The organism is Hydrogenophaga sp. SNF1 (assembly GCF_034421675.1).
GTDB lineage: Bacteria > Pseudomonadota > Gammaproteobacteria > Burkholderiales > Burkholderiaceae_C > Hydrogenophaga > Hydrogenophaga borbori.
In genome coordinates this window covers 942,412-960,455 of record NZ_CP139793.1, presented here as the reverse complement: position 1 = coordinate 960,455, position 18,044 = coordinate 942,412, and the positions used below count along the sequence as shown (strand labels likewise).

Below are 18,044 nucleotides of genomic sequence, written 5' to 3'. Positions count from 1 at the left end.
ATGCGAATGCTAGCCCGAAGACAACAAAAAGGCCCGCATGCGCGGGCCCCTTGCGCGAGGATCGTGCGGGATCAGGCCGGGGTGACGCTGACCACGTGACGACCCAGCGCACCCTTGACCGCGAACTGCACATGGCCGTCCACGGTGGCGAACAGGGTGTGGTCCTTGCCGACGCCGACATTGGTGCCGGGGTGGAACTTGGTGCCTCGCTGACGCACGATGATCGAGCCAGCCGTGATCAGCTCGCCGCCGAACGCTTTGACGCCCAGCATCTTGGGCTTGGAATCGCGCCCGTTGCGTGTAGAGCCGCCGCCTTTTTTCTGTGCCATCTTGCCTGCTCCTTAGGCCGAAATCGAGGCGATTTCGATCTCGGTGAAATTCTGCCGGTGACCCTGGCGCTTCTGGTAGTGCTTGCGACGGCGCAGCTTGAAGATGCGCACTTTGTCGTGACGACCGTGCGCCACCACCTTGACCGTGACCGATGCGCCGGAGACCAAGGGAGTGCCCACTTTCAGCTCGGTGCCGTTGCCGACAGCCAGAACCTCATCGAACACAATCTCTTGGCCCACGTCCGCAGCAATCTGTTCTACTTTAATTTTTTCGCCGGCAGCCACGCGATACTGCTTGCCACCGGTTTTTATGACCGCGTACATAGGAACCTCTTGAAGTTGGCCTTCCTGCAGAGCCCGGCCGAGACAGCCGGCTGACCACGAAGGCATCGGCAGACGGATTTCCACCGAACTGCGGATTATAGCCTTCCGCGAACCACCCGGCAAACTGGCCCGTCCGTGCCGCCCGGGCAGACCCAGGGGCCCAAGGGCAGGCGGACGGCCTTCCTATAATCCAGCGCCGCCCAACGCCACCCGACCACGGGCCCCCTCACTTGTCCCTTGCCTTGTCGACGAACAACCCGCTCGAGCTGATCCGCGCCGACATGGCCGCGGTTGACCGGGTGATCCACGAACGCCTGACCACCGACGTACCCCTTGTGCGGGAGGTGGCCCAGTACATCATCTCGGCCGGCGGCAAGCGCCTGCGCCCCGCCCTGCTGCTGCTGGTCAGCGGCGCCCTGTCCTGCGAGCACCCGCACCGCCACACGCTGGCGGCCGTGGTGGAGTTCATCCACACCGCCACCCTGCTGCACGACGACGTGGTCGACGAATCGACGCTGCGCCGGGGCCGTGCCACGGCCAACCAGACGTTCGGCAATGCCGCCAGCGTGCTGGTGGGCGATTTCCTCTACTCGCGCGCCTTCCAGATGATGGTCGACGTGAACCAGATGCGCGTGATGGAGGTCCTGTCGGACGCCACCAACGTGATCGCCGAGGGTGAGGTGCTGCAGCTCATGAACATGCGCGACGCCTCGATCGACGAGGCGTCCTATCTGCGCGTGATCCGCTCCAAGACGGCCAAGCTGTTCGAGGCCAGCGCGCGGCTCGCCCCGATCCTGGCGCAAGCGGGGCCGGCCGTCGAACATGCCTGCGCCACCTATGGCCAGGCCCTGGGCACGGCCTTCCAGGTCATCGACGACGTGCTCGACTACGAGGGCAGCGCCGACGAACTCGGCAAGAACCTGGGCGACGACCTGCGCGAGGGCAAGGTCACGCTGCCCATCATCTGCGCCTTGCGAGCGGGGAACGACGCCCAGCGCGCGCTGATCCGCGACGCCATCGAACATGGCCGCATCGAGAACCTGCCGGACATCCAGCGCATCATCCTGGGCACCGGCGCCCTGGACACCGCGCGGGCGGCGGCGCACGCCGAGGCGCAGCGCGCGCTCGACGCCGCGGCCACGCTGCCGTCGAATCCGCACCAAGAGGCTTTGCTACAATTGGCGGCTGCACTGCTGGAGCGTCGCTCCTGAAGTTCACGGCTCTGGCGCCGTCATCAGCCAAAGGATCCGCTGATCCACACGGGGTGTAGCTTAGCCTGGTAGAGCGCTACGTTCGGGACGTAGAGGCCGGAGGTTCGAATCCTCTCACCCCGACCATCATCTGGTCACATCAGCGAGCGCCGCGCGGCGCCAGTGGGCGCTCCAAGTTCCCCAGTTGGTGGCGCGCCCGACGCAACGCGGATACAACGTCAATCGACGTGAGTCCCTGTTTTCCGGATAACTGGCGTCAATTGTGACGTCCAAGTTGTTGATTTCCGTTAGATTACGGACATATGGCGTCAGTTGATTCGGTGAACCAGGACAGTCCGTCCATGGCCCTTCCGGGGCTTGGGCGCGCGCTCGTGTCCGCGGGCAAGCTCAACCAGCGCGCGGCCGAGGACCTCTACCGCAAGGCCCAAAGCAGCCGAACCAGCTTTATTGCCGAGCTGACCGGCTCCGGCGCGGTGTCGCCAACGGACCTGGCACACACCATGTCGGTGGCTTTCGCCGCCCCCCTGCTCGACCTCGATGCCATCGATGTGCAGCGGCTGCCCGCTGGCTTGCTGGACGCCAAGATCTGCGCCGACTTCCGCATCGTCGTCCTCAGCAAGCGCAACAACCGCCTGATCGTCGCGACAGCGGATCCGTCCGACCAGCAGGCGGCCGAAAAGATCAAGTTCGCCACGCAGATGGGCGTGGACTGGGTCATCGCAGAGTTCGACAAGCTCAGCCGCCTGGTCGAGACGCAGACCAAATCGGTCACCGAGGCGATGGAGAACATCGTCGGCGACGTCGAGTTCGATGAACTGGCGGCCGAAACCACCACCGCCGATGCCGCTGAAAAGGCCAGCGAAGTCGACGACGCCCCGGTCGTCAAGTTCCTGCACAAGATGCTGATCGACGCGTTCAACATGCGCGCGTCCGACCTGCACTTCGAACCATACGAACACCAGTACCGTGTGCGCTTCCGCATCGACGGCGAACTGCGCGAGATCGCCTCGCCGCCGATCGCCATCAAGGAAAAGCTGGCCTCGCGCATCAAGGTCATCTCGCGGATGGACATCTCCGAGAAGCGCGTCCCGCAAGACGGTCGGATGAAGCTCAAGGTCGGGCCCGACCGCGTCATCGACTTCCGCGTCAGCACCCTGCCCACGCTGTTTGGCGAGAAGATCGTGATCCGTATCCTCGACCCGAGTCAGGCCAAGATGGGCATCGACGCCCTGGGCTATGAACCGGAAGAGAAAGAGCGTCTGCTGGAAGCCATCCAGCGCCCCTACGGCATGGTGCTGGTCACCGGTCCCACGGGCTCCGGCAAAACGGTCTCGCTCTACACCTGCCTGAATATCCTGAACAAGCCCGGCGTGAACATTTCGACGGCCGAAGACCCGTCCGAAATCAACCTGCCCGGCGTGAACCAGGTGAACATGAACGAGAAGGCGGGCCTGACCTTCGCGGTGGCGCTCAAGGCCTTCTTGCGCCAGGACCCGGACGTGATCATGGTCGGCGAGATCCGCGACCTGGAAACCGCCGACATCGCGATCAAGGCCGCGCAGACCGGCCACATGGTCATGTCGACGCTGCACACCAACGACGCACCGACGACGCTCACCCGGATGATGAACATGGGCATCCCCACGTTCAATATCGCCTCCAGCGTGATCCTCATCACCGCCCAGCGCCTGGCCCGCCGCCTGTGCCCCAACTGCAAGGCGCCGCTGGACGTTCCCCGCAAGGCCTTGCTCGAGGCCGGCTACAAGCCCGAAGAGCTTGACGGCACCTGGACGCCCTACAAGCCGGTGGGCTGCTCGGCCTGCAACAACGGCTACAAGGGGCGCGTCGGCATCTACCAGGTGATGCCGATTTCCGAAGAGATCCAGCGCATCATCCTGCGCGGCGGCACCTCGCTGGACATCGCGCAGCAGGCCAGCAAGGAAGGCGTTCGCTCGCTGCGGGAGTCCGGCCTGCTCAAGGTCAAGCTGGGACAGACCTCGCTCGAGGAAGTCCTCAGCGTGACGAACGAATGACCCACCGCTCACCCACAGCCCCCTGAGGAATTCCATGGCCACCGTCGCAAGAAAGAGCGTCAAGGACTTCGTGTTCGAATGGGAGGGCAAAGACCGCAACGGCAAGGCGGTGCGCGGGGAAACGCGCGCCCAGGGTGAAAACCAGGTGACGGCCACGCTGCGCCGGCAAGGCATCATCCCGATCAAGATCAAGAAGCGCCGCACGTCTTCGGGCAAGCGCATCAAGCCGAAGGACATCGCGATCTTCACGCGCCAGTTGGCCACCATGATGAAGGCCGGCGTGCCACTGCTGCAGTCCTTCGACATCGTGGGTCGCGGCAACCCCAACCCCAACGTCACGCGGCTGCTCAACGACATTCGCGCCGACGTGGAAACCGGTACCTCGCTGAGCGCGGCCTTCCGCAAGCACCCGATGTACTTCGACAGCCTCTACTGCAACCTGATCGAGGCGGGCGAAGCGGCCGGTATCCTGGAAGACCTGCTCGACCGCCTCGCCACCTACATGGAGAAGACCGAGGCGCTGAAGTCGAAGATCAAGTCGGCCCTCATGTACCCCACGGCCGTGATCATCGTGGCCTTCGTGGTGGTGGCCGTCATCATGATTTTTGTGATCCCCTCCTTCAAGGAGGTGTTCACCTCGTTTGGCGCCGACCTGCCCGCGCCCACGCTGTTCGTCATCGCCATGAGCGAGTTCTTCGTCCAGTACTGGTGGCTCATCTTCGGTGGCCTCGGCGGCGGCCTCTACTTCTTCCTGCAGGCCTGGAAGCGCAACGAAAAGGTCCAGCGATTCATGGACCGCGTGCTGCTCAAGCTGCCCATCTTCGGCGAGCTGATCGAGAAATCGGTGGTGGCGCGCTGGACACGCACGCTGGCCACCATGTTCGGCGCGGGCGTGCCGCTGGTGGAAGCGCTCGATTCCGTGGGTGGCGCCTCGGGCAACTCGGTCTATGCCATCGCCACCGAAAAGATCCAGCAGGAGGTGTCGACCGGCACCAGCCTCACGGCCGCGATGACCAACGCGAACATCTTTCCCTCGATGGTGCTGCAGATGTGCGCGATCGGCGAAGAATCAGGCTCCATCGACCACATGCTGGGCAAGGCCGCCGACTTCTACGAGGCCGAGGTCGACGACATGGTGGCCGGCATCTCCAGCCTGATGGAGCCGATCATCATCGTCGTACTCGGCACAGTGATCGGCGGCATCGTCGTCTCGATGTACCTGCCCATCTTCAAGCTCGGCCAGGTGGTCTGATGGCGGAATTGGCCACCGGTGCGCCCGCCGCGGCGCTGTTGGGCGTGCTCGGCCTGCTCGTGGGCAGTTTCCTGAACGTCGTCATCCACCGCCTGCCCAAGATGATGGAGCGGCAATGGGCCGCCGAATGCGCGGAGTTGCAGGGCACGGCGCGAGACGCCCAGGCACCGGCAGACCGCTACAACCTCCTGGTGCCGCGCTCGGCCTGCCCGCATTGCGGCCACGCCATCCGTTGGTACGAGAACATCCCCGTGCTGAGCTACCTCGCGCTGCGTGGCCGGTGCAGCCAGTGCGGCGCGGGCATCGGGCCGCGCTATCCCCTGGTGGAAGCCGCCACCGGTGCGTTGTTCGCCTGGGCAGGCTGGCACTGGGGCCTCAACGCCGCCGGCCTGGCCTGGTGTGGGTTCGCCGCGGCCGTGGTCGCGCTGGCCTGCATCGACTGGGACACCACCCTGCTGCCCGACGACATCACGCTGCCCCTGCTGTGGACGGGCCTGGTCGCCGCGGCACTCGGCGTCACGCCCACCCACCTGGCCGATGCCGTCTGGGGGGCGGTCGGCGGCTACCTGTCCTTGTGGCTCGTCTACTGGGCCTTCAAGCTGCTCACCGGCAAGGAGGGGATGGGCTACGGCGACTTCAAGCTGTTCGCGGCCTTCGGCGCCTGGTTCGGCTGGCAAGCGCTGGTGCCCATCATCCTCATGGCCTCGGTGATCGGCGCGGTCGTCGGCATTGGCATCAAGCTGGTGGGCCGCCTGCGCGAAGGCGGCTATGTGCCCTTCGGCCCCTTCCTCGCGTTGGGCGGGCTCACCGCCATGGTGTTCGGTCCCTCGGCCATCCTGGCCGCCGTCGGCCTGTGAGCGCCGCGCGACCGTCCTGGCGCATCGGCCTCACGGGCGGCATTGGCAGCGGCAAGAGCACGGTCGGCGCCCGGTTGCAGGCGCTCGGCGCGGAGCTCATCGACGCGGACGCCATCTCCCGCGCCAGCACGGCGGCCGGGGGCGCGGCCATTCCCGCGGTGCGCGACGGCTTCGGCCCGGATTTCATCGACAGCGATGGCGCGCTGCACCGCGCCCGCATGCGCGAACTGGTGTTCGCCGACCCCGACGCCCGCCAACGGCTCGAGGCCATCGTTCATCCCATCGTCGCGCGTGAGATCGCCCTGCGCGTGACGCTCAGCAACAAGGCTTGCGTGGTGTTCGACGTGCCCTTGCTCGCCGAGTCGCCGCGCTGGCGGCCCCAGCTCGACCGAGTACTCGTGGTCGACTGCAGCGAGGCCACGCAGCGCCGCCGCGTGCGCGCCCGCAGCGGCTGGGACGACGCGGTGCTCGATGGCGTGCTGCGCAGCCAGAGCCCCCGGGCGCTGCGCCTGGCGGTGGCCGACGCGGTGATCTTCAACGACGAGGACGATCTCGACCGTTTGCATGGGTTGGTTGACCGGCTATCGGCAAGCTTCGGGCTATGATCCGTCCATGCGCGGCCAACACGGCCCCACGCGCCGCGAGCCCGTGATCCTCTACGAATACCCTTTCAACGAACGCATCCGCACCTACCTGCGGCTCGAGCAGCTGTTCAAGCGCCTCGCCGCGCTCGTGCCACGCGACCACCCACTGGATCACCACTACGCGATCCAGACGCTGTTCGAGATCATGGACGTGGCTTCGCGCGCCGACATGAAATCGGACGTGCTCAAAGACCTCGACCGGCAGAAACAGGCGCTGGCGGGCTTTCGGGGCAACCCCGCCATTTCCGAGTCGGCGCTCGATTCCGCCATCACCCAACTCGACACCTGCTTTTCGCAGATCGCCGACGTGCCCGGCAAGCCGGGCCAGGCGCTCACCGAGAACGACTGGCTGATGGCCATCCGTAGCCGCATCGGTATCCCCGGTGGCACCTGCGAATTCGACCTGCCGGCCTACTTCCACTGGCAGCACCTGGCCACCGACCAGCGCCAGGCCGACCTGAGCGCCTGGTCGCGCACGCTGGCGCCGCTGGCCGAGGCCGTGGTGCTGTTGCTGAAGATGATGCGCGAGACCGGCGCGCCGCAGAAGGTGGTGTCCAGCGGCGGGCAGTTCCAGCAGAACCTGCCCCAGGGACGCACCTTTCAGCTGCTGCGCTTGCGCATCGACCCATCGTCCGGTCTGGTTCCCGAAATCAGCGGCAACCGGCTGATGTTCTCGGTGCGCCTCATGCGCCTGGGCGAGGACCACCGCCTGCACCCGGCGGGCGAGGACGCGAGCTTCGAGCTCGCCTTGTGCGCCTGAGGCCATGGCCGAGCCGGTCGAGCCCCGCATCGTGCGCTGCCCGGCCTGCGGCGGCGACAGCGTCTACGCCCCCAGCAACCGCTGGCGCCCGTTCTGCAGCGAGCGCTGCAAGCAAGGCGACCTGGGCGCCTGGGCCAGCGAGCAGTACGCCCTGCCCGACAAAGGCACGCCAGTGAACGACTGGGACGCCGAGTCGCCGCGCTGAACCGCGCCGCGCTTCAGGCGGCGTCGGCCTCTTCCTGCAGCCAGCGCAGCACGGGCACCGTGCCGGGCAACACGGGTTCGCACCGCACCGGCAGGCGCTCCCAGCGGCTGTCCTGGCCCTCGTGCATCTGCAGCTCCCCGGACCACTGGAACACCTTGCAAAAGTGCAGGCGCACGAGCCCGTGGGGGTAGTCGACCAGTTGGACGCGCCAGACCTGCGCCGGCCCGATGGTCAGGCCGATCTCTTCCTGCAGCTCGCGCCGCAGCGCCTGTTCCACGGTCTCACCGGCCTCGAGCTTGCCGCCCGGGAATTCCCAGTAGCCCGCGTACACCTTGCCCGCGGGGCGCGAGGTGAGCAGGAAGCGCCCCTGATCGTCAATGAGCACGCCGACGGCCACGTCCGTCGCGCCCTGGGCGGCGACGGCCTCGCGCCCACCGTCGACGACCAGCACCTCGGCGCTCACGCCCCGGCCTCGGCGCCGTGCGCGCCGGCGTAATCGCGCGCGAACTGATAGGCCACGCGGCCGCTGCGCGAGCCCCGCTCCAGCGCCCACACCAGGGCCTGCGGCCGCGCCGCCTCGATCGCCCCGGCCGCCACCCCGAAGGACGACAGCCACTGCGCGACGATGGCCAGGTACTCGTCCTGACTGAAGGGGTAGAAGCTGATCCACAGGCCGAAGCGCTCGGACAGCGAGATCTTTTCCTCGACCACCTCGCCAGGGTGCACCTCGCCGTCCGCCGTGTGCGTGTACGTGAGGTTCTCCTTCATGTACTCAGGCAGCAGGTGGCGGCGGTTGCTGGTGGCGTAGATCAGCACGTTGGCGCTGGAGGCCGAGACCGAGCCGTCGAGGATGGACTTGAGCGCCTTGTAGCCGGGCTCGCCGTCCTCGAAGCTGAGGTCGTCGCAATAGACGATGAATTTCTCGGGCCGGCCGGCCACCACCTCGACGATGTCGGGCAGGTCGACCAGGTCGCTCTTGTCGACCTCGATCAGCCGCAGGCCCTGCGCCGCATAAGCGTTGAGGCAGGCCTTGACCAGCGAGGATTTGCCCGTGCCGCGCGCGCCCGTCAGCAGCACGTTGTTGGCCGGCAGGCCCTTCACGAAGTGCTCGGTGTTGCGCTGGATGCGCTCCTTCTGCGGCTCCACTTCCTTCAGGTCGTCCAGTGCAATGCTGGCGACGTGGCGCACGGGCTCCAGCAGGCCATGGCCGCTGCTGCGCTTGCGGTAGCGGAACGCGTGGGACGCCGACCAGTCCGGCGCCGACAGCGGCCGCGGCAGCACGGATTCGATGCGGTCGATCAGGGCTTCGGCGCGCTGCATCAGGCGCTCGAACGAGGGGTTCATGAGCGGTAGTCGGCGTTGATGGTGACGTACTCGTGGCTGAAGTCGCAGGTCCAGACGGTGTCGCTGGCCGTGCCGCGGCCCAGGCCGATGCGCACCTCGATCTCCGCCGGCTTCATCACGCGCTGGCCGTCTTCTTCGCGGTATTTGGGGTGGCGTCCGCCACGCGTCACCACATGCACGTCGCCCAGCCACAGGTCGATGCCGCCCACGTCCAGGTCGTCGATGCCCGCATAGCCCACCGCTGCGAGGATGCGGCCCAGGTTGGGGTCGCTGGCGAAAAAGGCCGTCTTGACCAGCGGCGAATGCGCCACCGAATAGGCCGCGCGCAGGCACTCCGCCGTGTCGCGGCCGCCCTCCACGCGGATGGTGATGAACTTGGTGGCGCCCTCGCCGTCGCGCACGATGGCGTGCGCCAGGCGCTGGGCCAGGGGCGTGAGCGCGTCCAGCAGGGCGCGGCCCGACGGGCTGGACAGGTCGGTCACCGGCGGATGGCCCGCCTGGCCGGTGGCGATGACCACGAAAGAATCGTTGGTGCTGGTGTCGCCGTCGACCGTGACCCGGTTGAACGAGGCGTCGGCCAGGCGGCGGGCCAGCTCGTTCATGAGTTCGGGCGCCACCGCCGCGTCGGTGGCCAGGAAGCCCAGCATGGTGGCCATGTTGGGCCGGATCATGCCGGCGCCCTTGGCGATGCCGGTGGCGCGCAGCGCGCGGCCCTCCAGCTCGAAGGACACGCTGGCGGCCTTGGGCAGGGTGTCCGTGGTCATGATGCCCTGGGCCGCGGCCAGCCACTGGGCGCCGGAGTCGTGCTGCGCCGAACAGGCGCTGGTCAGCGCCGCCGGCAGGCCGCCGAGCAGGCGGTCCATGGGCAGGGGCTCCATGATCACGCCGGTGGAGAACGGCAGCACCTGCTCGTGGTGCAGGCCCAGCGAGCGCGCCAGCGCGTTGCAGGTCTGGCGCGCGTCGGCCAGGCCGCTCTCACCCGTGCCTGCGTTCGCGTTGCCTGTGTTGATCACCAGCGCGCGCACGCCCTGGCCGCTGGCCAGGTGCTCGCGGCACACCTGCACCGGAGCCGCCGCGTAGCGGTTGCGCGTGAACACCGCGCCCACCGCGCTGCCCTCATCGAGCAGGAACACGGTGAGGTCTTTGCGGTTGGCCTTGCGGATGCCGGCTTCGGCGACACCGATGCGCACGCCCGCGATGGGCAGCAGATCGGCCACGGCGGGACTGGAGAGCTGGACAGGCATGAAAGGTTCTCGGATCGGGAAGGGGACGGCTGGCCAGGGCGCCAGCCGCTCAGTCGAGCCTGCCGTGGCAGTGCTTGTACTTCTTGCCGCTGCCGCAGGGGCAAGGATCGTTGCGCCCCACGCGCGGCACCTCGCCCGCCATCGCCTGGGCGACGGCGGCCTCGGGGCGGGTCTCGGCCTCACCGGTCTCGGTGGGCGCCGTGTAGGTGACGTTGCTGATGGCCTCGGCGCGCTCTTCCAGCTGCTCGGCCGCCTGCGAGATCTGCTCGGCCGATTGAACGCGCACGTTCATGAGGATGCGGGTGACGTCGTTCTTCACGGAGTCGAGCAGCTGGCCGAACAACAGGAAGGCCTCGCGCTTGTACTCCTGCTTGGGCTGCTTCTGCGCATAGCCGCGCAGGTGGATGCCCTGGCGGAGGTAGTCCAGCGCGGCGATGTGCTCGCGCCACTGGGAATCGATGGTCTGCAGCAGCACCACGCGCTCGAACGAGGTGAAGTTCTGCTCGCCAACCTGGTCGACCTTGGACACGAACACCGCCTTCGCGGCCTCGCACACCCGCTCGGCGATGTTCTCGGCTTCGACCGCCTCCGACGCGGCCACCCAGCTCGCGAGCGGCACGTCCACCGCCCACTCCTCGCGCAGCGCCTTCTCCAGGCCGGGCAGGTCCCACTGCTCTTCCACGCTTTCCTCGGGCACGTACTGGTGCACCAGGTCGGTCATGGCGCCGTCGCGCAGCGCGTCGATCTGCGCGCGCAGGTCCTGCGCGTCGAGGATGTCGTTGCGCTGCTGGTAGATGACCTTGCGCTGGTCGTTGGCGACGTCGTCGTACTCCAGCAGCTGCTTGCGGATGTCGAAGTTGCGCGCTTCCACCTTGCGCTGCGCGCTTTCGATGCTGCGCGTGACGATGCCGGCCTCGATGGCCTCACCTTCGGGCATCTTCAGGCGGTCCATGATGGCGCGCACGCGGTCGCCCGCGAAGATGCGCATCAGCGGATCGTCCAGGCTCAGGTAGAAGCGGCTGGACCCCGGGTCGCCCTGGCGGCCCGAGCGGCCGCGCAGCTGGTTGTCGATGCGGCGCGACTCGTGGCGTTCGGTGGCGATGATGCGCAGGCCACCGAGCGCCACCACCTTCTCGTGGTCGGCCTGCCATTGCGCGCGCAGCGCCTCGGCGCGCGCGGCGCGGGTGGCCTCATCCAGCGAGGGGTCGGCCATCACGGCCTCGACCATCTTCTCAAGGTTGCCACCGAGCACGATGTCGGTGCCGCGGCCCGCCATGTTGGTGGCGATGGTGATGGCGCCTGGCCGACCGGCCTGCGCGATGATGTCCGCCTCGCGCGCGTGCTGCTTGGCGTTGAGCACCTGGTGCGGCAGCTTCGCCGCGTCGAGCAGCTGGGCAATGATCTCGGAGTTTTCGATCGACGAGGTGCCCACCAGCACCGGCTGGCCGCGCTCGTGGCATTCGCGGATGTCGGCGATCGCGGCGTCGTACTTTTCCTTGGTGGTCTTGTAGACGCGGTCGAGCTGGTCCTGGCGCTTGCTGACGCGGTTGGGCGGAATCACCACCGTCTCCAGGCCGTAGATCTCCTGGAATTCGTAGGCCTCGGTGTCGGCCGTGCCGGTCATGCCGGACAGCTTGCCGTACAGGCGGAAGTAGTTCTGGAACGTGATGGAGGCCAGGGTCTGGTTCTCGGGCTGGATGCCCACGCCCTCCTTCGCCTCAACCGCCTGGTGCAGGCCGTCGCTCCAGCGGCGGCCTGCCATCAGGCGGCCCGTGAACTCGTCGACGATGACGATCTCGCCGTTCTGGTTCACGTAGTGCTGGTCGCGGTGGAACAGGTGGTGCGCCTTGAGCGAGGTCACCAGGTGGTGCAGCAGCGCGATGTTCGCGGGGTCGTACAGCGAGGCGCCTTCGGGCAGCAGGCCGGCCTTGGACAGCAGGGCCTCGGCGTTCTCGTGGCCCTGTTCGGTGAGGTGCACCGAGCGCGCCTTCTCATCGAGCGTGAAGTCCCCCGGCTTGATCACGCCTTCGCCGGTGCGCGGGTCGGCCTCGCCTTCCTGGCGGCTGAGGTGCGGCACCAGGCGGTTGATGGCCACATAGACGGCCGTCTGGTCCTCGGCCTGGCCGCTGATGATCAGTGGCGTGCGGGCCTCGTCGATCAGGATGGAGTCCACCTCGTCGACGATCGCGTAGTGCAGGGGGCGCTGCACGCGGTCCGCGGCCTCGTAGACCATGTTGTCGCGCAGGTAGTCGAAGCCGTACTCGTTGTTGGTGCCGTAGGTGATGTCGGCGCGGTAGGCGGCCTGCTTCTCCTCGCGCTGCATCTGCGGCAGGTTCACGCCCACCGTCAGGCCGAGGAAGTTGTAGAGCTTGCCCATCCACTGGGCGTCGCGGTTGGCCAGGTAGTCGTTGACCGTCACCACGTGCACGCCCTGGCCGGCCAGGGCGTTCAGGTAAACCGGCAGCGTGGCCGTGAGCGTCTTGCCCTCGCCGGTGCGCATCTCGGCGATCTTGCCGCTGTGCAGAGCGATACCGCCCATGAGCTGCACGTCGAAATGGCGCATCTTCATGACGCGCTTGCTGGCCTCGCGCACGACCGCGAAGGCCTCGGGCAGGAGGGCGTCCAGCGTCTCACCCTGCGCCAGGCGCTGGCGGAAGGCCTCGGTCTTGGCCTTGAGTTCGTCGTCGCCGAGCTTCTCGAACTGCGGCTCCAGGGCATTGATGCGCTCGACCGTTTTGCGGAACTGCTTGAGCAGGCGGTCGTTACGGCTTCCGAAGAGCTTGGTGAGGAAATTGGTGGCCATATGAGGGCGTCCGGGAAGCCAGGCCGCGAGGCGCTGGCGTGGACAGCAAGGATCGATCGGAAGGACGCTTGCGCGCCCACGGCCTGCGACAACGGGGCACAAGGCCTCTACATGCCGGCGAACACGCGGCTTTCAAGCGCGAAACCGGCATTTTAGCGGCCGGCCCCGGCGCGTTTCAGCGCGCGCGTGGGGCGTTCGGCCCGGGGGGCGAGCGGGCCAGGGTTTCGCCGGCCTGCAGGAATTTCTGCGGGTTCTGCGGCACGCCCGCCACCCACACCTCGAAGTGCAGGTGCGGGCCGGTGGAGCGCCCGGTCGAGCCGACCTCGGCGATCTTCTGACCGCGCTTGACGATGTCGCCCTTCTTCACGAAGACCTTGGAGGTGTGGGCGTAGCGCGTCACCAGGTCGTTGCCGTGGTCGATCTCCACCAGGTTGCCATAGGCGGCGTGGTACTCCTGCGCGATGACCACGCCACCGGCGGCGGCCACGATGGACGTGCCCGTCTCCGCGGGAAAGTCCAGGCCCGTGTGCAGGGCGGACTGGCCGTTGATCGGGTCGATGCGAAAGCCGAAGCCCGAGCCCACCCGCCCGTCCACCACGGGTTTTTCCGTCGGTATCAGGGTGCTCTGGATTTTCTGGTCGAACAGACGCGATTCGATCGCGGTGAGCCAGTCCACGCGAGCGCCGCTGCCCGCGTCCGCCGCCTCCATCTCCCGCGCGAGCTCCTCCAGCGTGAGCGAGCGGTTGGAGACCAGCACACCGCCCGAACCGGGCAGCGGTGGCCGCGCCTGAGCGGGCTCCAGGCCGGCCAGGCCGGCGACGCGCTCACCGAGCGAGTCGATCTGCATCATGCGCGCTTGCATCTCGCCGAGCTTGCGCGCCATCGCATCGAGGTTGGCGCGCAGGTAGGCGTCGCGCTGGCCGGGGTCGTCGCGGTGCACCAGTCGCGCCACCGAAGCGAAGCCGGGCCAGCCCTGGCGAATGCCTTCCAGGAACACCCAGTGGTAGGTGGCCACCGCGCCGAACATGAGGCCCAGCACGGCCAGCACGGCCACGGCGATCAGCTTCCAGCCGTTCAGGTGCAGGGCCTGGCGGCGGGCGAGCCAGGCGTCGGTGATGATGATGTGCACGGCTGTGTTCCTTTGCTGAGCGACCCGCTCGACGCGGCACGACCGACTCGGTCAGAATGACCGCATGCCGACCCGACAATCCCCCTCCGTCTTCAGCCTGCAGGAGGCCGTTGGCGCCGCGCCTGGCCTGGCCGAACTGCAGGCCAGGATCCGCCAGTCGCAGCGCTGTCTCGATCTTGTTCGGGAGCGCATTCCCCATGCCCTGCGCACCCAGGTCACCGCCGGGCCCCTGCAGGACACCGAGTGGTGCCTGCTGGTTCGAAGCAGCGCGGCGGCGGCCAAGTTGCGGCAGCTGTTGCCTGCGCTGCGTGACGCATTGCACGAAAGCGGGGCGCAGGTTAGCGCAATCCGCATCAAAGTCCAAACGCCAGGCCGATGAGCGCGCCCGCCGGAAGACCGGGTGGTGCCGCTTGTCCGACTCGAACGGACGACCTATCGCTTACAAGGCGATTGCTCTACCAACTGAGCTAAAGCGGCCTGGGGCAGCGATTCTAGGTTCACTTCACCCGCTTGAGCTGCGGCCGGCCACCCGGACGGCCAGGACCGTCGCCGCCCGGCTCGGGCGGGGTCGGGTCGTCGGGCGTGACGGCCCGCAGCGACGACGGCGGGGCAGGCTCCGCAGCCGCCGGCGGCTGCGAGGGCGTCGGCGCCGGAAAGGCCATGCCTTGCCCGTTCTCGCGCGCGTAGATCGCGATGACGTGGGTGATCGGCACCACGATCTCCCGCGACACGCCGCCGAACCGCGCCTTGAAGGTGATGTACTCGTTGTCCAGGCGCAGGTCCTTGGTGGCCTCCATGCTCACGTTGAGCACGATCTCGCCGTTGCGCACGAACTCCATCGGTACCTGCACCGAGGCATCCACGTGCACGGCGATGTAGGGCGAGTACCCGTTGTCGCTGCACCATTCGTACAGCGCCCGGATGAGGTAGGGGCGGGTCGACGGGACCGGTGGCTCTGCCTGGGTCATGGCGCTGCGGCGGAACGGGCGCGCCTTACTTGCGCATGACCTTCTCGGACGGCGTCAGTGCCTCGATGTAGGCCGGGCGCGAGAAGATGCGCTCCGCGTACTTCAGCAGCGGCGCGGCGTTCTTGCTGAGCTCGATGCCGTAGAAGTCCAGGCGCCACAGCAGCGGCGCAATCGCCACGTCGAGCATGGAGAAGTTGTCGCCCAGCATGAACTTGTTCTTCATGAACACGGGCGCGAGCTGCGTGAGGCGGTCGCGGATGTGCGAGCGGGCTTTCTCCAGCGCCTTCTCATTGCCTTTGCTGGTGCGCGATTCGAGCACCGACACGTGCGTGAACAGCTCCTTCTCGAAGTTGAGCAGGAACAGGCGCACGCGCGCGCGATCGACCGGGTCACCCGGCATGAGCTGGGGGTGCGGGAAGCGCTCGTCGATGTACTCGTTGATGATGTTCGACTCGTACAGGATCAGGTCGCGCTCGACCAGGATCGGCACTTGGCCGTACGGGTTCATCACGGCGATGTCTTCGGGCTTGTTGTACAAGTCGACGTCGCGGATCTCGAAGTCCATGCCCTTTTCGAACAGCACGAAGCGGCAGCGGTGCGAATAGGGGCAGGTGGTGCCCGAGTACAAAACCATCATGGTTGGCGTCTCCTGAAACAGAAAACAGTGGCTTGCGATTGTGCCGCGTCGGCATCGCAAGCCACTGTGGGCGAAAAGGGGTGGATCGCACCCCGAGACGAAGGCTTACTTGACGTCTTTCCAGTACGCGGCGTTGAGGCGCCAGGCGACGACGGTGAAGAAGCCAAGGAAGATGAGCACCCACACGCCGATGCGCACGCGGTTTTTCGCGGCGGGCTCGGCCATCCACTGGAGGTAGGCCACCAGGTCGCCGACGTTCTGGTCGTACTGGGCCGGGGTCATGGTGCCAGGCTTGACCTGTTCCCAACCGCGCAGCACCTCGACTTCGTGGCCGTGGCTCTCCACCTTGTCGTAGACGGGCTTGCGCTCGCCCTGCAGCTCCCACAGGGGGTGCGGCATGCCGATATTGGGGAAGGCCTTGTTGTTCCAGCCCGTGGGCTTGGTGTCGTCGCGGTAGTAGGTGCGCAACAGGGTGTAGAGGTAGTCGGGACCGCTGCCGGCCGAGCTGGCGCGCGAACGGGCCACCAGGGTCAGGTCGGGCGGCACCTTGCCGAACCAGTCCTTGGCCATCTTGGGATCGATGGCCGCCTTCATGGTGTCGCCGATCTTGTCGGTGGCGAAGGTGAGGTTTTCGGCGATCTGCTTGTCGTTCAGGCCGATGTCGCGCAGGCGGTTGTAGCGCATGAAGGCCGCCGAGTGGCAGTTCAGGCAGTAGTTGACGAACAGCTTGGCGCCGTTCTGCAGCGCGGCCATGTCGTTGGTGCGTTGCGGGGCGCGGTCCAGCGGGATACCGGCGCCGGCGGCCAGGGCGGCGCCGCTCAGGCCCAGGGACAACGCGATGCCCAGAAGAATCTTTTTCATAACGTTCACTCTCCGGATGTCGTCGCGTTGGCTCAGTGCGGCTGGAAGGTCACCCGGTCGGGAACCGGCTTGAACTCGCCCAGGCGGCTCCACCACGGCATCAGCAGGAAGAAGCCGAAGTAGAACAGGGTGCCCACCTGCGACACGCGCTCGCCGATCGGCGAAGGCGCCTGGATGCCCAGGTAGCCCAGCACGAAGAAGTTGATGACGAACACGGTGTAGAGCCACTTGTTCCAGCTCGGGCGGTAGCGGATCGACTTGACCGGGCTGTTGTCGAGCCAGGGCAGGAAGAACAGGATGATCACGGCGGCGCCCATGACGATCACGCCCCAGAACTTGGCGTCGTAGGTCAGCATGGCGGCCGACACCAGGAGGGCGGCGACCACGATCACGCCCTTGAGCGCCGTGCTGACGCGGGCCTTGATCAGGCCGAACACGGCGGCCAGCACCACGCAGGCGACCAGCACGTACATGAACTCGGCGGTGATGGCGCGCAGCATCGAATAGAACGGCGTGAAGTACCAGACCGGTGCGATGTGCAGCGGCGTGGTCAGCGGGTCGGCCGGGATGAAGTTGTTGAACTCCAGGAAGTAGCCACCGAACTCGGGCGCAAAGAACACCACGGCCGAGAACACCATCAGGAAGACCGCCACGCCCAGGATGTCGTGCACGGTGTAGTAGGGGTGGAAGGGGATGCCGTCAACCGGCTTGCCCGAGGCGTCCTTGTTGGCCTTGATTTCCACGCCGTCGGGGTTGTTGGAGCCCACTTCGTGCAGGGCGATGATGTGCGCCACCACCAGGCCCAGCAGCACCAGCGGCACCGCGATGACGTGGAAGCTGAAGAAGCGGTTCAGCGTGGCGTCGCCCACCACGTAGTCGCCGCGGATCAGCAGGGCCAGGTCAGGACCGATGTAAGGAATGGCGGAGAACAGGTTCACGATCACCTGGGCGCCCCAGTAGGACATCTGGCCCCAGGGCAGCAGGTAGCCCATGAAGGCCTCGGCCATCAGGCACAGGAAAATCGCGCAACCGAACACCCAGACCAGCTCGCGCGGCTTGCGGTAGCTGCCGTACAGCAGGCCGCGGAACATGTGCAGGTAGACCACCACGAAGAACGCCGAGGCGCCGGTGGAGTGCATGTAGCGGATCAGCCAGCCCCAGGGCACGTCGCGCATGATGTACTCGACCGAGGCGAAGGCCACGTTCGCGTCGGGCTTGTAGTGCATCACCAGGAAGATGCCGGTGACGATCTGGATGACCAGCACCAGCAGCGCCAGCGAACCGAAGAAGTACCAGAAGTTGAAGTTCTTCGGCGCGTAGTACTCGGCGAGGTGCTCGTTGTAGAGCTTGGAGAGCGGGAACCGGTTGTCGACCCAGTTCAGCGCCTTCTGGCTCAGCGGTGCGTCGGGGGAGATTTCTTTGAATTCGGCCATGGCTTGCGTG

General features: G+C 66.9%; 19 protein-coding genes and 2 tRNA genes. 9 read left to right on the top strand and 12 right to left on the bottom strand.

Annotated features, from left to right (window positions below; translation table 11 throughout):
* Window positions 1–71 precede the first annotated feature (71 nt).
* The gene (gene rpmA, locus SOM08_RS04680) at window positions 72–329 is read right to left on the bottom strand and encodes a 50S ribosomal protein L27 (protein ID WP_070399111.1); all 258 of its coding nucleotides are present in this window, start codon (window positions 327–329) and stop codon (window positions 72–74) included.
* A gap of 12 nt (window positions 330–341) precedes the next feature.
* Window positions 342–653 carry a 50S ribosomal protein L21 gene (gene rplU, locus SOM08_RS04675; RefSeq protein ID WP_070399112.1) on the bottom strand — a complete coding sequence of 104 codons (312 nt, stop codon included), beginning with the start codon at window positions 651–653 and terminating at the stop codon, window positions 342–344.
* A gap of 281 nt (window positions 654–934) precedes the next feature.
* Here rplU and SOM08_RS04670 point away from each other — a divergent pair, with 281 nt between their 5' ends.
* From SOM08_RS04670 to SOM08_RS04635, 8 genes are all read left to right on the top strand, one after another.
* A complete protein-coding gene (locus SOM08_RS04670; protein ID WP_245980887.1) occupies window positions 935–1,864 on the top strand; it encodes a polyprenyl synthetase family protein in 930 nt (309 codons plus the stop codon).
* A gap of 49 nt (window positions 1,865–1,913) precedes the next feature.
* Window positions 1,914–1,990 (top strand) — tRNA-Pro (locus SOM08_RS04665).
* Window positions 1,991–2,166: 176 nt separating this feature from the next.
* Window positions 2,167–3,897, top strand: coding sequence for a type IV-A pilus assembly ATPase PilB (pilB, locus tag SOM08_RS04660; protein ID WP_322470132.1), 1,731 nt, complete (start codon window positions 2,167–2,169; stop codon window positions 3,895–3,897).
* A 34-nt stretch (window positions 3,898–3,931) separates the two neighbouring features.
* Window positions 3,932–5,149, top strand: a complete 1,218-nt coding sequence (locus SOM08_RS04655; RefSeq protein WP_322470131.1) for a type II secretion system F family protein — start codon at window positions 3,932–3,934, stop codon at window positions 5,147–5,149.
* The gene (locus SOM08_RS04650; protein WP_116958337.1) at window positions 5,149–6,006 is read left to right on the top strand and encodes a prepilin peptidase; all 858 of its coding nucleotides are present in this window, start codon (window positions 5,149–5,151) and stop codon (window positions 6,004–6,006) included. Before SOM08_RS04655 ends, SOM08_RS04650 begins: the two co-directional genes overlap by 1 nt.
* Window positions 6,003–6,611: a dephospho-CoA kinase gene (gene coaE, locus SOM08_RS04645; protein ID WP_116958338.1), complete on the top strand. Its 609-nt coding sequence runs from the start codon at window positions 6,003–6,005 to the stop codon at window positions 6,609–6,611. The genes SOM08_RS04650 and coaE overlap by 4 nt, the downstream gene beginning before the upstream one ends.
* A 43-nt stretch (window positions 6,612–6,654) precedes the next feature.
* Window positions 6,655–7,410, top strand: coding sequence for a cell division protein ZapD (gene zapD, locus SOM08_RS04640; protein ID WP_322470688.1), 756 nt, complete (start codon window positions 6,655–6,657; stop codon window positions 7,408–7,410).
* Between the two features lie 4 nt (window positions 7,411–7,414).
* Window positions 7,415–7,615 (top strand): DNA gyrase inhibitor YacG, encoded by a 201-nt coding sequence (locus tag SOM08_RS04635; protein ID WP_116958339.1) that lies wholly within the window; start codon window positions 7,415–7,417, stop codon window positions 7,613–7,615.
* Between the two features lie 13 nt (window positions 7,616–7,628).
* Here the strand turns inward: SOM08_RS04635 and SOM08_RS04630 are convergent, their stop codons facing one another.
* The 5 genes from SOM08_RS04630 to SOM08_RS04610 all read right to left on the bottom strand — a co-directional run bounded on the left by SOM08_RS04630 (window position 7,629) and on the right by SOM08_RS04610 (window position 14,135).
* Window positions 7,629–8,078 (bottom strand): (deoxy)nucleoside triphosphate pyrophosphohydrolase, encoded by a 450-nt coding sequence (locus SOM08_RS04630; RefSeq protein WP_116958340.1) that lies wholly within the window; start codon window positions 8,076–8,078, stop codon window positions 7,629–7,631.
* Complete coding sequence (locus SOM08_RS04625; protein WP_116958341.1) at window positions 8,075–8,959, bottom strand: ATP-binding protein; 885 nt, start codon at window positions 8,957–8,959, stop codon at window positions 8,075–8,077. The genes SOM08_RS04630 and SOM08_RS04625 overlap by 4 nt, the downstream gene beginning before the upstream one ends.
* Complete coding sequence (gene argJ, locus SOM08_RS04620; protein WP_116958342.1) at window positions 8,956–10,203, bottom strand: bifunctional glutamate N-acetyltransferase/amino-acid acetyltransferase ArgJ; 1,248 nt, start codon at window positions 10,201–10,203, stop codon at window positions 8,956–8,958. The genes SOM08_RS04625 and argJ overlap by 4 nt, the downstream gene beginning before the upstream one ends.
* Before the next feature lie 49 nt (window positions 10,204–10,252).
* Window positions 10,253–13,006 carry a preprotein translocase subunit SecA gene (secA, locus tag SOM08_RS04615; protein ID WP_322470130.1) on the bottom strand — a complete coding sequence of 918 codons (2,754 nt, stop codon included), beginning with the start codon at window positions 13,004–13,006 and terminating at the stop codon, window positions 10,253–10,255.
* 175 nt (window positions 13,007–13,181) lie between these two features.
* The gene (locus SOM08_RS04610; RefSeq protein ID WP_116958344.1) at window positions 13,182–14,135 is read right to left on the bottom strand and encodes a M23 family metallopeptidase; all 954 of its coding nucleotides are present in this window, start codon (window positions 14,133–14,135) and stop codon (window positions 13,182–13,184) included.
* A 64-nt stretch (window positions 14,136–14,199) separates the two neighbouring features.
* Between SOM08_RS04610 and SOM08_RS04605 the strand changes: the two genes are divergently transcribed.
* A complete protein-coding gene (locus tag SOM08_RS04605; protein WP_116958345.1) occupies window positions 14,200–14,514 on the top strand; it encodes a DciA family protein in 315 nt (104 codons plus the stop codon).
* Window positions 14,515–14,536: 22 nt separating this feature from the next.
* Here the strand turns inward: SOM08_RS04605 and SOM08_RS04600 are convergent.
* From SOM08_RS04600 to SOM08_RS04580, 5 genes are all read right to left on the bottom strand, one after another.
* Window positions 14,537–14,612, bottom strand: a tRNA-Thr gene (locus tag SOM08_RS04600).
* A gap of 20 nt (window positions 14,613–14,632) precedes the next feature.
* Window positions 14,633–15,103 (bottom strand): ClpXP protease specificity-enhancing factor, encoded by a 471-nt coding sequence (locus SOM08_RS04595; RefSeq protein WP_116958346.1) that lies wholly within the window; start codon window positions 15,101–15,103, stop codon window positions 14,633–14,635.
* A 25-nt stretch (window positions 15,104–15,128) separates the two neighbouring features.
* On the bottom strand, window positions 15,129–15,740 hold the full coding sequence (locus tag SOM08_RS04590) for a glutathione S-transferase N-terminal domain-containing protein (protein WP_116958347.1): 612 nt from the start codon (window positions 15,738–15,740) through the stop codon (window positions 15,129–15,131).
* Window positions 15,741–15,845: 105 nt separating this feature from the next.
* Window positions 15,846–16,601 (bottom strand): cytochrome c1, encoded by a 756-nt coding sequence (locus SOM08_RS04585; RefSeq protein WP_116958348.1) that lies wholly within the window; start codon window positions 16,599–16,601, stop codon window positions 15,846–15,848.
* Between the two features lie 32 nt (window positions 16,602–16,633).
* A complete protein-coding gene (locus SOM08_RS04580; RefSeq protein ID WP_322470129.1) occupies window positions 16,634–18,034 on the bottom strand; it encodes a cytochrome bc complex cytochrome b subunit in 1,401 nt (466 codons plus the stop codon).
* Between the last annotated feature and the right edge of the window lie 10 nt (window positions 18,035–18,044).